The organism is Acidithiobacillus sp., assembly GCF_023229925.1.
Lineage (GTDB): Bacteria > Pseudomonadota > Gammaproteobacteria > Acidithiobacillales > Acidithiobacillaceae > Acidithiobacillus.
The window spans coordinates 366,412-380,055 of sequence record NZ_JALNYM010000001.1; the positions used below are offsets into that span (position 1 = coordinate 366,412).

General features: G+C 57.3%; 11 protein-coding genes and 1 tRNA gene. 4 read left to right on the forward strand and 8 right to left on the reverse strand.

The genetic code is table 11. The annotated features are described in order from the left end of the window. Window positions 1-112: 112 nt before the first annotated feature. From M0P56_RS01935 to queF, 4 genes are all read right to left on the reverse strand, one after another. Entirely contained in the window at window positions 113-865 is a 753-nt protein-coding gene (locus M0P56_RS01935) for a hemerythrin domain-containing protein (protein ID WP_291508364.1), read from the reverse strand. Window positions 866-950: 85 nt separating this feature from the next. Continuing rightward, window positions 951-1,035: transfer RNA gene (locus tag M0P56_RS01940), tRNA-Leu, on the reverse strand. A gap of 250 nt (window positions 1,036-1,285) precedes the next feature. Continuing rightward, window positions 1,286-3,151 carry a diguanylate cyclase gene (locus M0P56_RS01945; protein WP_291508365.1) on the reverse strand — a complete coding sequence of 622 codons (1,866 nt, stop codon included), beginning with the start codon at window positions 3,149-3,151 and terminating at the stop codon, window positions 1,286-1,288. A 122-nt stretch (window positions 3,152-3,273) separates the two neighbouring features. After that, complete coding sequence (queF, locus tag M0P56_RS01950; protein ID WP_291508366.1) at window positions 3,274-3,699, reverse strand: preQ(1) synthase; 426 nt, start codon at window positions 3,697-3,699, stop codon at window positions 3,274-3,276. Window positions 3,700-3,760: 61 nt separating this feature from the next. Here queF and smc point away from each other — a divergent pair, with 61 nt between their 5' ends. Further along, window positions 3,761-7,213, forward strand: coding sequence for a chromosome segregation protein SMC (gene smc, locus M0P56_RS01955; protein ID WP_291508367.1), 3,453 nt, complete (start codon window positions 3,761-3,763; stop codon window positions 7,211-7,213). Window positions 7,214-7,319: 106 nt separating this feature from the next. Here the strand turns inward: smc and M0P56_RS01960 are convergent, their stop codons facing one another. Then, the gene (locus M0P56_RS01960) at window positions 7,320-7,889 is read right to left on the reverse strand and encodes an isoprenylcysteine carboxylmethyltransferase family protein (protein WP_291508368.1); all 570 of its coding nucleotides are present in this window, start codon (window positions 7,887-7,889) and stop codon (window positions 7,320-7,322) included. Window positions 7,890-8,116: 227 nt separating this feature from the next. On the opposite strand from M0P56_RS01960, the gene M0P56_RS01965 reads away from it, so the two are divergent. Continuing rightward, complete coding sequence (locus tag M0P56_RS01965; protein ID WP_291508369.1) at window positions 8,117-8,998, forward strand: alpha/beta hydrolase; 882 nt, start codon at window positions 8,117-8,119, stop codon at window positions 8,996-8,998. On the opposite strand, the gene M0P56_RS01970 is transcribed toward M0P56_RS01965, so the two are convergent. Beyond that, window positions 8,995-9,372 (reverse strand): helix-turn-helix domain-containing protein, encoded by a 378-nt coding sequence (locus M0P56_RS01970; protein ID WP_291508370.1) that lies wholly within the window; start codon window positions 9,370-9,372, stop codon window positions 8,995-8,997. The two genes, M0P56_RS01965 and M0P56_RS01970, sit on opposite strands and share 4 nt — an antisense overlap. A gap of 84 nt (window positions 9,373-9,456) precedes the next feature. Here M0P56_RS01970 and wrbA point away from each other — a divergent pair, with 84 nt between their 5' ends. After that, a complete protein-coding gene (gene wrbA / locus M0P56_RS01975) occupies window positions 9,457-10,059 on the forward strand; it encodes an NAD(P)H:quinone oxidoreductase (RefSeq protein WP_291508371.1) in 603 nt (200 codons plus the stop codon). Window positions 10,060-10,085: 26 nt separating this feature from the next. Here wrbA and M0P56_RS01980 read toward each other — a convergent pair whose 3' ends face one another. Further along, window positions 10,086-10,706 carry an HD-GYP domain-containing protein gene (locus tag M0P56_RS01980; RefSeq protein ID WP_291508372.1) on the reverse strand — a complete coding sequence of 207 codons (621 nt, stop codon included), beginning with the start codon at window positions 10,704-10,706 and terminating at the stop codon, window positions 10,086-10,088. Window positions 10,707-10,825: 119 nt separating this feature from the next. Then, window positions 10,826-11,509 carry an HAD family phosphatase gene (locus M0P56_RS01985; RefSeq protein WP_291508373.1) on the reverse strand — a complete coding sequence of 228 codons (684 nt, stop codon included), beginning with the start codon at window positions 11,507-11,509 and terminating at the stop codon, window positions 10,826-10,828. Between the two features lie 117 nt (window positions 11,510-11,626). On the opposite strand from M0P56_RS01985, the gene ligA reads away from it, so the two are divergent. Beyond that, window positions 11,627-13,642 carry an NAD-dependent DNA ligase LigA gene (gene ligA, locus M0P56_RS01990; RefSeq protein WP_291508374.1) on the forward strand — a complete coding sequence of 672 codons (2,016 nt, stop codon included), beginning with the start codon at window positions 11,627-11,629 and terminating at the stop codon, window positions 13,640-13,642. Window positions 13,643-13,644 lie beyond the last annotated feature (2 nt).

Sequence of the window (13,644 nt, forward strand, 5' to 3'; positions counted from 1 at the left end):
GGGCGGAGGCATCCATTCCGTCTGTGTTAGTCCGCAGGCCCGAGGCCTTTTCTTTCTTGGAGCCTGAGATGTCCAACCGTCCGGACAGTAGTATCAACGCCTATCTGGTTGCTTAGGAAAAAGTCTTGTCAACCTGCTGGTCCTCTGCGCCCGCCAGCAACTCTTTGGCGCGGGCCAGAAACTCGGCAGCGCGGCCCCGATCGCTGTTGTCGGTGGTTTGCCAAATGGGGAAGAGCGTGGTTTCTTCGCGGTTTTCGTGCTTGGCGAGTGAGCCGGAAAGTACCGCACAGAGGGCCGGCAAGATGCCATAGTCCTTCTCCAGCAGCGTTTCTTCCAACAATCGAGATTGGACGATGATGCTATCATGCTCAAAGAGCATGTCGGCAAGAGGGCCTTTTTCCGCGCCGCCACCCAAGGTCGGCCCGAGGACATTGTTCTCCAAGTGGACGTGGCGGCGGAGACCGATCCAGTAATCCTTAAAGATGGCTTCGGCATCCACGATCCGATTTTCGTTGGCTGCGGCTAACACGTCCGCAAACAAGCGATCCAGGCGGTAGTGGTCCCAAGTTAGCAGGTCCACCACGTCCTTGGCTTCTGCTTCGGCGCGGGGTTGTACATCTATCCGCCAGAGTTTGCCGTCGGTCTCAAAACGCCAGGAGATGGCATCGCGCAACTGAAAGGCCACCGCCCGCATCATAGCACTGGGGTCGGTGTCCGCCAACACCTGCACATGCTGACCGACCGCCAGCCGGGTCGTGGCGGCGTAGACCAGAGGTTGGGCCACCGCATAGGACATGCCACGCACGTCGATGACGTTCCGGGCAGGGCTTGTGGGTGCGGAAGATATAGCTTGCTGAGTTTGCATAATATGGAGTCCTTGCTTGAAGGCTGGCCCCGAATTAGGGAGAAGGCTAAAGGATCAAATAGGAATGCTACGTGAGTGGTCTTATTGGTGCCCAGGGCCGGACTCGAACCGGCACGGCATAAGCCGAGGGATTTTAAGTCCCTTGCGTCTACCGATTTCGCCACCTGGGCAAATAGTAAAATCATTGAAATACAAGATGTTTAAAACATTATTCCCCTGCGCGCAGACCGTGCTTGTAAGTGGGGCAGGCTTCCATTGTCCAAGAAGAGGAGAACTGCCCATACCAAGATTAACACAAGCTAACGTGCGCTCGCTACAATGCCCGCCCGGCGGACACGGTAAATTTGTTCTCGGGCTCCCTGCTCATCAGATCAGGGTACCTCAATCCAGCGTTCTAATCGGGCGATTGAGCAGATGGGTTCAGCGCGGGTTACGCTGTGTGGAGGCGATTATTATCTGACTTCTTCCCCGTCGTTTTGCAAGAAGGAGCGCCTGATCCGCAGCACGCAGCAGTGCGTCTGGATTGTCCATGTCCGGTTGCATTTGCGCTACCCCTGCGCTGAGCGTGATGAGCGGGAAATCGCCTTGCATCTGAGCGGCCTCCTGGCACAGTCGTTCAGCGTACAAGGAAGCTTTCAACTCATCACTTTGCGGGCAAAGAATGAGAAATTCTTCGCCGCCCACACGGGCGATCAGATCACCGCTCCGAGAATTTTTCAGGAGCAGGCCGCCTAATGCTCGTAATACACGATCACCCACATCATGACCGTGCTCATCATTGACCTGTTTGAAATAGTCAATGTCCAGCATAATACAGCTTAACGGATGTTGATGGCGTATGGCATGTCGCCAGTTTTCACTGAGAAACTCTTGGGCACCGCGTCGATTAGCAAGCCCAGTGAGCACGTCTTTGCTCGCAAGGGCTTGTAGGGAGTGATTTTGGTGCGTGAGATCTGTGCAGGAATTCTCTAGCCGTGCCATAAAAGTGACCATTTGTGCAGCAATAGCCAGCTTGGCAACAAGCATATTGCCAGAAGGTGGCTTGCTGATAATGTCATTGGCACCAGCTTCTATGGCCTCAGCGCTACAATCACCATGGTGTGTGTCGGCAAGAACCAACAGGTATATGCGGGGTCCAAATTCTCTTCGCCATCTCACGCAGAGTTCGGCGCCCGTTATTCCTGGCATATCCCAATCTAGAATAATAATGCACGGTGCCTTTTGATATAGCAAAACAATCGCATCATCGGCACTGTCAGCTCGGATGACGTTGTACCCTTCAGGTTTCAGTGTTTGCTGCAACAGATCCAGGTCTCCGGTCTGATTGGCCACCAGCAATATAGGACCGGGAACGGAAGGCTGGGGATTTAGTCGACCGGTGATCAGTGTTTCGCGTAAAGCTTCCAGCTTTTGGACTAAATCGGGAGAGACGGTTTGATCAAAAATATCAGCTATCTCCTCCCATTCGGCAATAATTTCACTGATCATTCTTTCGAATTGCGCGTCAGGAAACCACCAGCTTCTTGCGGCACTTTGAAGCAGCGTCATGGATTGGGCGGGAGCACCTGTGAGCACCCAACTGGCAATATTCCGGCCGTCCTCGACGATGGCCCGCAGAGTATGCAAACGGCCTGTGCGCTCTGCGCTACTCGTTGCATCCGCAATATTTCGCTGGGACTCCAATGCCAACACGATATTTTCCGGGACGCGCCAGTGGCGCAGCAGAGCGGCGCTGAGCTGGCGGTGGTCAAATCCAAAGTGTGCCTTTTCCTGATCCAACAACGCGGCAACGGGCAGATTCTGGGATGCCAGCGCCGCAGTCTCGGCCGGAGCGGAACAGGCCATGAATAGGCTGCCGATTTCGCAGAGCAGGCCGACCGTAAACACATCTGCGGCAGGCCATTCGTCAGTACGGGCAGCCAATGCGTGCATGGCGATAGCGCGCAGCAGACTGCCTGCCCAGAATCTGCGCAAATCAAAATTGGGCGGTGTAGAAAATGTTTTGCTGGCCAGTGTGAGCCCGAGTGCGAGCGGTACTACCATCTTAAGACCGATGCGCATGAGTGCTTCTTCAATGCCCATGATGCGCCGATATTTGCCATATATGGCTGAGTTGGCAATTTTAATGATTTTGGCCGTAAGAATAGGATCGACGCGTATCAGCTTTGCGGCATCGGCAATTCCGGCATTATCTTGCTGTAAAAGCTCTGTGAGCGCCAGAGTGCTCCGCGATGGTGAAGGATATCCACCTTTATCAAGCCGCTGTAGTAGTGCCTCAATCTGCATGGAATGATGCTTCCGCAAATCCGTAGAACCTATCATAACGAACTGTGGTACCAATAAACAAGGAAGTTTGTGGCGGTATCGGGACGGCAGGAATCAACGAGCTGGCGCCTGCCCGCGGCTTGTCAGTAGCCCGGCTGGTGTTGTGCCCAGCGCACGGTTGGCAACTGACTGAGGAGGTCCGGATTTTGCCAGTCCGGTTGGCGATGTTCGATGAGCACATCGGTGGTGATGCCGCCGCGCACATACCAGCGTCCCAGCAGGCGCAGATAGCGTGGGTTGATCAGGCTGATCAGATCGTCGGCGATGCGGTTGGTCATCGCCTCGTGAAAGGCGCCCGCGTCGCGAAAGCTCCAGAGGTACAGCTTGAGGGATTTCAGCTCGATGTTATGCTGACCCGGAATGAAATCCAGCATAAAGTGCGCGAAGTCGGGTTGCCCGGTCAGGGGGCAGAGGCAGGTGAATTCGGGCAGATCCATGTGTACCACATAGTCGCGCTCAGGGTGGGGATTAGGAAAACGCTCTAACGCGACGCTGGGTTGACTGGGCATCTGGAACTCCTCATCATCTGTGCTTCACCAATTTGGCATACTATAGCAAAAAACTCCCTTCATGCGCCTCTCGGCCATCGTCCTCCAGGGCTTTAAATCCTTTCGCGAAAACACGCGCATTCAGTTCGACGCCAATCCCGTGGTGATTGTCGGTCCCAATGGTTGCGGCAAATCCAACACGGTTGACGCTCTGCGCTGGGTGCTCGGTGAATCTTCGGCGCGCCAACTGCGCGGCGGCACCCTGAGCGATGTGATTTCCAATGGCGGCGGCAGTCGACCGGCCGCGTCGGTGGCGACGGTCGAGTTGCGCTTTGATAACAGCGATAGGGCGGCTCCCGGCGCCTTTGCCGACGTGGCTGAAATCAGCGTCAAACGCAGTCTGGACCGCAAGGGCGACGGCCATTACCGGATTAACGGTGCCCGCTGTCGGCGGCGCGATGTGGGCGACTTGTTTCTCGGCACCGGACTTGGCGGCAATGCCTACGCTATCGTTGAGCAGGGGACTATCGGGCGGGTTATTGAAGCGCGCCCGGACGATTTGCGCGCCATTCTGGAAGAGGCGGGTGGCATCAGTCGTTACAAGGAGCGGCGGCGGGAGACCACACAACGCATTGCCGAAACGCGGGAACATCTACAGCGTTTGCATGACATTCACGGTGAGCTGGACGGTCAGTGGCAACGCTTGCAGCGGCAGGCCCAGGCGGCGCAAAAGTTGCGCACCCTACGGGTGGAGGAGCGTCAATGGCAGTGGTGGGGTGTGGCCTTTCGCGTGGATGTTCTCGAAACGGAGCGCCAACAGACCCTAGCACGGCGCGCCGCGCTGCAAGCAACCTATCAGCACGAAGAGGAGCATCTTGTTGCCGCATCGCAGCTTTTGGATCAACTGCGTGCGGAGGAGCGCCGGGGCCAGGACGCCATCGCCGCCGCCCAAGGTGAGCTCTATGAGGCGCAGGCCCGGCAAAGCGATGTGGAACATCGGCTTCGGGAACAACAGGCGGCGATCCAACGCTGCCTGAGTGGATTGAATCAGCAGCGGGCACAGCAGCAAAAAATCCAGTCTGAACAAGCACGCCAGGCGGAGACTGAAAGCCAGCGGCAGCAGCGTTTGCAGACGTTAACCGTTCGCCAGCACGCATTGACCGGAGAGGATGAGCGCGCCCGGCGCGGACGGCAGGAAGCGGAGCGCGAGCTCGAACAGCAGGATCATGAACGTCAGCAACAGCAGCAGGCTTTGGCGGAACTGCGCCGCAAAAGGGACGTGACGACGGCGCAAATTTGTGAGCTGGAGCCGCGCCTGAAGGATGTTGAACGGCGTTTGCAACAGCAGTCCGCGGAAATGCCCTCGGAGCGCCCCGCTTTGGAAGCGCTGGAAGCACATTGCCAATCCGGGGAAATGTCGTTAAGAGAGGCCGCAACGGCGCTTCAGGGGCAACGCGATGCGTTGGAAACGGCCCAGGTCCAGGCCGCGGCTTTGCGTGCACCGCGCGACGGCGCGCAGGCTAGGATGCAGGAGTGCGGGGCCCGGCAAAAGGCGCTGGAGAGTCTGCTGCAAAGGCTGCAAAAACCGGCTGTGAAAAGTGACATGACAAGCACCCGACTGGTGGACCAGATACGGGTACTGCCCGGCTGGGAACGCGCGGTGGAGGTGGCGTTGCGTGGTCGCCTGCACGCCTCGGTGATGGAGGGCGGCAGTACGGTCACTCAGGGCAGCATATTGTGGAAGAGCGCGGCGTTACCACCTGATCTACCGCCGGATACGTTGGTACAGGCGTTGGAAAGGCCCGCGACCCTGAGCCGAGGACTGAGTGATTGGCTGTGGGGGCTGCGCATGGCTCCGGATCTGGCCTTTGCCCTCAGTCAGCGTGAGCAATTGCAGGCGGGAGAGGCCTGGATTACGCCACAGGGTATATTGGTGCATCGCTCGGGGATGGAATATCCAGAGCATGAAGATGGCGCCAGTCTGCTGCAATGTCGCCGCGAGCTGGTGGAAAATAGCGAACGTTTTCGTCAGGCACAGGCCGAGGCCGCTGCCACCCATGCGGCATTGACGGCTGCCGAACAACGGGCGCGGGCCATACAGGAGCTGGTGCGAACGGCCGATAGCCGCTGGCAAATCTTGAATCGGCAAAACGCCGAAGAGCGGGAATCCCTCGCCCGTCTGCGCAGCCGGGTGGAGGCGGAAGACCGACAACGGGCAGAACGCGTCGCTGAGTCCCAGCGACTCAACGACGAACGGACAGCGTTGGAGACCCGCCTGCAAGGACTGCATCAGGATTTTGCTAACGATGAAAGCGGCTGGCGAGATTTGGAGCAGGTGGTACAAAACGCGCAGCGGGCAAGCGATGGGCTACGGCGTCGGGTAGGAGAGTTGCGCGCAGCTTATGGTCGCTTGCGAGACGAACGCCAAGCACTTGAAGTCCAGCAACAGCGTTTGCGGGCTGAGTCAGAGGCCGCCATTGCCCGTGCCGTAGACCTGCAACAGCAAGGGAATCAGCTTGCCATGACGGCGGCTCAGGGAGACGAGGAACTCGCCTGCCTGCAAGCGGGGCTGCTGGCAATGGAAACGGCACTGGAGGTCGTAGTGCGTTTGCGGGCTGAGCGTAATGCCCAACTGTTGGCCTTGCAGAGCGCAGCGCAGACCGCAGGGCAGCAGATTCACCAACAGGAAAGCCAGCGCCACCATTTGGAGGAACAGTTGCGCGGCCTGCAAAAGTCCGGGGCCGCCGCCGATCAGCAACTCGCAGGTCTGCAGGCGCGACTGGAAGAATTGCAGCAACGCGCCGCGGTGCTTGCGCCGGATATGGGGGAAGACCCCGGACCCTGCCCAGACGTGATCCGTTGTGAAGAAAACATTGCCCGGATCGGCGCGGCCATCGTCCGTCTCGGCAATGTGAATCTCGCCGCCGAAGAAGAGTTGCAGGAGCTGGAAGATCGGCGCGGCAACCTGCTTACGCAGGTCGAAGACGTGGAAGCGGCCCTGCGCAGCCTGGAAGAGGCGATGACAGCCATGGATCAGGAGACGACCACGCGCTTTCGGGACACCCTCGACAAGGTCAACCAAGCCTTGCAGGAACTTTTCGCCATTCTCTTTGGTGGTGGGCAGGCGCAACTGAGCCCGGTGGGCGAAGACCTGCTGGATGCGGGACTGGTCCTGCGTGCGCAACCGCCGGGCAAACGCAACGCCAGTCTGCAGCAGCTCTCCGGTGGCGAGAAGGCGCTCACTGCCATTGCGTTGGTATTTGCCTTGTTCCGCCTGAATCCTGCGCCTTTCTGCGTGCTCGACGAGGTGGATGCACCGTTGGACGATGCCAATGTCGGACGTTTTTGCCATCTGGTGCAGGAAATGGCGGCACAGACCCAGTTTTTGATTGTGACCCATCGCAGTCTGACCATGCAGGTCGCCGAGCAACTGGTGGGCGTCACCATGACGGAGCCGGGCATCTCCCGCGTGGTGCGAGTAGAAGTGGCGGACACCTTGGCGCAGGCAGCGCTCCGTGAGGAAACGGCGCCTTAAAGCCTATTGGTTATTCCGGGTTACGCAACAAAACCATCTTCATTACTGCCTTGCCGCGGCGGATTTGAAATACCGATTTTGAGCCACTCAGAGCAGCGCAACCCCACTAAATGATACCTGGAATGAGCCGGTACGTGCAGTTGCGGTATTCTTGGTAGGCGATCCCGAACGCAGTCGTCAGAATGTGTTCCTCTTTGGCGATTCTCCAGAGGTAGGCCAAAAGGACGGGAAGGAGAATAATCGTTGCCGTCGCCCAGTAGCCTACGGATAATGCCAGGCCGGAAAAACACAGCAGCGCGCCCGTATAGGAAGGATGGCGTACCATGCGGTATGGTCCATGTCGGATCAACCGGTGTTCAGGCTGGATAGCCAGATCCACGGTGAAGTGTTTTTTCAGGGTTATGATCGCATAGAATCGCAACAGCAACCCCGCCATCAGCAACGCACAACCCACGCGCGGTAGATAGAGCGCAACATGTAGTTCATAGCGAACCTCAGATCCCACCATCCAAGCCCAGCCTCCGACGCTGGAAAGAATCACCACATTAAATATTTTTGAGGCCCCACCGTCCTGCTTGTTGGCATTCGGCGGTGACCTGAAAAAATATTCCAGACACAGTTCCAATGATATCCATAAGGACAACACCGTCACCAGTAAAAATGTCGAGTCCGTCATTCTTCACCCCTTGCTTCGTATTTTATCCTGGTTGGAGGCGCCCTGGATGGCTGTCTCGTAAGGTCAGGAGCGCTTGGTTCCTGGAACCGGCGTCTGATGATTATGTATGATATAACTCGTTACGAGTCGTTTTTTCAAGTATAACTTTAGCAATAATCGTCACTCGTGGTTCCCGTTGGTATTCGGTGGACGTCAGGCAGCCCATTTTTTCAGGCAATGAGTGAGAGATGACACAGTCGTTCACTTTGGCTTCCGGCCAGGTTCTATCCTATGAAGATAGCGGTAACCTGAACGGGAGGTTGCCGGTATTGTTCTTTCACGGTACGCCCGGATCCCGCTTGCAACTGAAATTGCTGCCTGCGGCCCTTCGCGATGGTCTGCACTGGATCACCTTTGACCGACCGGGTTACGGAGAATCGGGCCGGCAGCCGGGACTCACCATGACCGAAGTGGCGGCAATGGGCGAAGTCTTGGTAAACCGTCTGGGGTTTGACGCCTTTCAGGTGCTGGGTTTCTCCGGCGGTGGTCCCTACGCGCTGGCCTGCGCCTATGCCATGCCGGAGCGGGTGCGCGGCGTGCATCTGGCGGGCAGCCCGGGGCCGACCGATCTCCCCGAGATATGGTCCGCTCTGCATCATCAAGATCATGCCCTCTTTACCTTGGTGCACAGGGCGCCGTGGCTCCTCAGGGCTTTGTTGCGCCTCAGAATGGGTGGGGTGCGCCAGAAGCCGGAACATTTCGTGGCGCAGTTGGCGGCAAAGATGAACGCCGGTGACCAGTCGCTGTTGGCGGCACCCGACGTCCTGGCGAAGCTGTGCGACGACTTGCGGGAAGCGATGCGGCAAGGAACGGCAGGGATGGCCGATGACTTCGCGGTGCTCAACCGCCCCTGGCCTTTCCGTCTGGAGGATGTTCGAGTGCCGGTGCACATCTGGCAGGGTGCCCAGGATCAACTGACCAGTCCGCAGGTCGGTTTGGCGATGGCTGCACATCTGCCGACGGCAGAGCTTCATCTGCTGGAGACGGGATCACATACGCTTTTACTGACCCACGCTGCGGAGGTTCGGACGGCGATCGAGGACGTATCCATGTTCAAAAGTGGGTACTAATTAGTAACGGAGCGGGATTGTTCCTGGGGCCTGTCTTCCCTGTTCGTGTCCTCGGTATTCCAGCATCGCGCCAGCGTATCCAGCGCGTCCAGTACTTCCCGCAGTTCCAGTCCGCGCCGGGTCAGGCCATAGGTCACTTCTGGAGGAACGCTGGGATAATACTCCCGGAAGACGACCTGGGCCGCCTCCAGGGTGCGTAAGCGCTCCGTCAGCATGCGCGAAGAAATACCGCGCACTTCCCGTTTAAGCACCCCAAAACGCAGGGGGCCGCGCTGTCTCAGGGTCCACAGGATATGCGTGGTCCATGGCCCCATCAGCAAGCGGAGCAGGGCGTCCATGGGGCACATGGTTTCCTGTTTGGTTTGTCGAGTCATGGTTACTAATCCGTACCTACTTCACAAAATATACTAAATGGTCTTTACTGGGCAGGCAACATTCACTGACGCGAGGAGTTCATTATGAGCAAAATACTGGTTTTGTATCACAGCCTCTGGGGTCATATCGAAACCATGGCCCAGGCTATCGCCGAGGGAGTACAGGAGGTCTCTGGAGTGACGGCGGACATCAAGCGAGTGCCCGAAAGCATGCCGGCAGAAACCTTGGCCGCCATGCACGCCAAAACCGGGCAGGCGGCTCCAGAAGCGCACCCTGATGATCTGGCGGATTATGATGCCATCATTTTTGGCACGCCGACCCGCTTCGGCAACATGAGCGGCCAGATGCGCAATTTTCTCGACCGTACCGGTAATCTTTGGCAAGAAGGCAAACTGGTGGGCAAAGTCGGCAGCGTTTTTGCCAGCACGGCCACCCAACACGGTGGCCAGGAAACGACCATTACGTCTTTTCACAGCTTCCTTTTTCATCAGGGCATGATTGTGGTAGGCGTTCCCTATAGTTGCCAGGGGCTCATGAATATGGATGAGATCACCGGTGGCACACCTTATGGTGCCACCACCCTCGCTAAGGGCGATGGAAGCCGCCAGCCCAGTGCCAACGAACTGGCGATCGCCCGGTTCCAGGGGCGCCACGTTGCGGGTATCACCCACAAGCTATTCGGTTGAGGCATAATCATCCAGAGTCGGCACCCTCAGCATGGGTGTAGGGGCTCCTTGAGCGTTGGTGCTTGGCGACGTCGCAGAGGGCAGTTTTCGATCATTTTTGAAAAGGCTTCAAAAAGTTCTGGATCGCTGTATATTCCGGACTCGGCGTTCATGATTGTCATCGTTTCTTCGTGAGATTTACCCTGGTGGTATGCTCTAGTTTCAGTCATGGCCGCGTAGCAATCAGCGATTAGAATGATTCTGGCAAATAGGGGTATTTCATCGCCTTTCATTTCATCAGGATAGCCGGATCCATCGTAGTGTTCATGATGGTGTCGCACGGCTTCGACGATAGGCTGATTTGGTCCTGACAAAGGCAGAAATGATTGTGCTGCGATGATGCGCTCTCCACAGAGGGTATGGTCTTTCATGAGTTTCCATTCATGAGCGTCTAACTGACCCGATTTCATCAAGATGGAATCGGGAATACCAATCTTCCCCGCGTCATGCACGAATCCAGCCTCCCGCAGCGGCGACAAGTCACCGTTTTTTAGGTGAATGGCGCAACCCAAAGCCTCTGCCAGATAGCCAACGCGCAGGCAATGCTGAGCTGTATGCGCGTCCCTTTCCTCAATGGCGACATAGATCGCCTGATCTACGCAATTCATGGCGTCTCACGGAAACTAATAAGCTTTCTAAGCCTATAGTACACATTTCTTAATGGCGCAAATCAGAGGGGCGGTTTGTGATTGGATGCGCGAAGCTACGATGGAAAATGGGGGACGAATTATTCGACGCGCGCCGGGTGCAGCGAAAGAATGGGCCAGCCCCGCGCTTCGGCGATGGCGCGCAGGCGCGGATCCGGGTCAACGGCGACCGGATGGGTGACGGTGTCCAGTAAAGGCAGATCGTTGTGCGAGTCGCTGTAAAACGTGCTGTTCCGCAGCGTGTTCTCCCAGTCTAATTCCTGCGTCCGCAGCCAGTCACGCAAGCGTTGCACCTTGCCCGCCTGAAAGCAGGGAATGCCGACGCTACGGCCGGTAAAGTCACCCGATGCCGTCTCTTCAGGTTCCGTCGCGAGCAGATGGGCGATGCCCAGTTCTTCAGCAATGGGTGCCGTCACAAAGCGATTGGTCGCAGTAATGATGACCAGGGTATCACCTCGCTGGCGATGTTCCTCTACCAGGGCGCGCGCGCGCTCGGATATCATCGGCAGCACCCGCTCCTGCAGATATTCCCGGTGCCAGGCGTCAAGATGGGCACGAGGATGTGCCGCCAGGGGGGCCAACTGAAAATTCAGGAATGCCTGAATATCTAAGGTGCCAGCTTGATATTCGGCATAAAACCGATCATTGAGGTGGCTAAAATGTTCCGTATCGACAATGCCGCGGCTGCCGAGAAACTCCATCCACGCGTGGTCGGAGTCGCCGGAAAGCAAGGTGTTGTCCAGATCAAAAAGGGTGAGGGCCATAGGTTCTTCATCCAGTGAGAGGGGGCCATAGCGAATGCATGGCGGATTATACCAGAAAGTGCATTTGCGATATGCTGGCGCGGCAAATGTTTCCGGTTTTTACAGAAGGAGCGGGTGGTGGAGCGGAGCAAGCCTACTGACTTCGAGCGTATTCAGCAATTGCATGCCGAATTGGTGGCCGCCAATAAAGCCTATTATCAGCACGATGCACCGACCCTGAGTGATGCGGAATATGATGCCCACCTGCGCGAGCTCCGCGCTTTGGAGGACCGTAATCCGCAGTGGCAAAGCGCCGACTCGCCGACCCAGCGGATAGGGGCAGCCCCCTTGGAGGTGTTTGCGGAAGTACGCTATACCGTACCAATGACCTCTCTCGACAATGTGTTTGATCAGGGTGGTTTCGGCGATTGGCTGGCGCGTGTGCAGAAGGGGCTCGGTCGCGAGGATGTTCCGCTCAGCGCCGAACCCAAATTTGATGGCCTCTCGGTCAGTATTCGTTACCTCGATGGCAAACTGGTGCAGGCCGGGACCCGCGGAGATGGTCAAACCGGTGAGGAGGTTACTGCCAATGTCCGCACGATCCGCAACATTCCTCTGCAACTGGCGGGCAAGGGCTGGCCGGACCTGCTGGAGGTGCGCGGGGAGGTAGTGATTCCGGTGGCGGCTTTTCGGCGATTGAATGAAGAGCGGCTGCGCGGGGGAGAGAATCCCTTCGCCAATCCGCGCAATGCGGCAGCGGGCAGCCTGCGGCAACTGGATTCCAACGTGACGGCGAAGCGTCCTCTGGCATTTTTCCCCTGGGGATGGGGAGAAAGCAGCACGCCTCTGGGAGAGTCGCACCGCGCGGCGATGCACAGCCTTTCTGTCTGGGGTTTTGAAGTGACATCTTACTTGCGTAGTGTTCACCATCTTACGGAATGCGAAAGCTATTTCAATGAAATGCAGAAATCACGCGAAGGCATGCCTTTTGAAATAGATGGTCTCGTGTTCAAGGTCGATGATCTGGCAGCCAGGGAACGGTTAGGCTTCACCGCCCGCGCACCGCGATGGGCCATTGCCTATAAATTTCCGGCCCACGAAGAACGTACCGTGGTTGAAGATATCCTGGCTTCCGTAGGGCGCACCGGCGTGATTACTCCGGTGGCTGTCTTGCAGCCCGTGCAAGTGGGCGGCGTGACCGTGAGCCGCGCCAGTTTGCATAATCAGGATGAAGTGGATCGTAAGGATATTCGCGTAGGCGACACAGTGCTGGTGCGTCGCGCCGGGGATGTGATCCCCGAAGTGGTCATGGTGCTCAAGGAAGAACGGCCAGCGGCCGCACAGCCCTGGCAAATGCCGTTGCGTTGTCCGGTTTGTGACTCAGAAGTCTTGCGTTTGGCCAACGAGTCGGCGCACCGTTGCATGGGTGGGCTTTATTGCCCGGCGCAACGGATGGGCGCTATCGAGCACTTCGCTTCGCGCAAGGCCATGGACATCCGGGGCCTGGGCGAAAAACTCGTGCAGCAACTGGTCGAGCAGGGCCTGGTGCACTCCGTAGCCGATATTTACCATCTGGACGAAGCAGCGCTTTGCGGATTGGAGCGCATGGCCAGTCGCTCCGCCCAAAAACTGCTTGCGGAAATAGAACATTCCCGCCATACCAGCCTACCTCGCTTCCTCTACGCCCTGGGTATCCGTCAGGTGGGTGAAAGCACGGCCAAATCTCTGGCGGCCTATTTCGGGGATCTGGACCCCTTACTGGCCGCGACGCCGGAGGTTTTGCAGAATATTCCCGATGTGGGACCCATCGTTGCAGAATCCATCGTCCATTTTTTTGCGCAACCCCATAACCGTGAGGTGATCGCGGCATTACGGAATGCCGGCTTGGATTGGGACGTCATCGAGCCGCAAAAAGGCGGGCGTTTTCAGGGGATGACCTTGGTACTCACCGGATCTTTAGACAGTATGACTCGGGAAGAGGCGAAAACCGCCATAGAAAACGCAGGCGGAAAAGCCAGCAGCACCGTTTCCGCTAAAACAAGCTACGTGGTCGTCGGGAAAGAAGCGGGCGGCAAGGCAGAAAAAGCCAAAAAACTGGGCTTGAAACAGCTTACTGAAGCACAATTTTTGGCGATGCTTTCAGAAAAGGAATAAAT

Bases quoted from the DNA above. Each gene is read 5' to 3' on its own strand.
- M0P56_RS01935 (WP_291508364.1), bottom strand. From the start codon at position 865: ATGCAAACTCAGCAAGCTATATCTTCCGCACCCACAAGCCCTGCCCGG.
- M0P56_RS01945 (WP_291508365.1), bottom strand. From the start codon at position 3,151: ATGCAGATTGAGGCACTACTACAGCGGCTTGATAAAGGTGGATATCCT.
- queF (WP_291508366.1), bottom strand. From the start codon at position 3,699: ATGCCCAGTCAACCCAGCGTCGCGTTAGAGCGTTTTCCTAATCCCCAC.
- smc (WP_291508367.1), top strand. From the start codon at position 3,761: ATGCGCCTCTCGGCCATCGTCCTCCAGGGCTTTAAATCCTTTCGCGAA.
- M0P56_RS01960 (WP_291508368.1), bottom strand. From the start codon at position 7,889: ATGACGGACTCGACATTTTTACTGGTGACGGTGTTGTCCTTATGGATA.
- M0P56_RS01965 (WP_291508369.1), top strand. From the start codon at position 8,117: ATGACACAGTCGTTCACTTTGGCTTCCGGCCAGGTTCTATCCTATGAA.
- M0P56_RS01970 (WP_291508370.1), bottom strand. From the start codon at position 9,372: ATGACTCGACAAACCAAACAGGAAACCATGTGCCCCATGGACGCCCTG.
- wrbA (WP_291508371.1), top strand. From the start codon at position 9,457: ATGAGCAAAATACTGGTTTTGTATCACAGCCTCTGGGGTCATATCGAA.
- M0P56_RS01980 (WP_291508372.1), bottom strand. From the start codon at position 10,706: ATGAATTGCGTAGATCAGGCGATCTATGTCGCCATTGAGGAAAGGGAC.
- M0P56_RS01985 (WP_291508373.1), bottom strand. From the start codon at position 11,509: ATGGCCCTCACCCTTTTTGATCTGGACAACACCTTGCTTTCCGGCGAC.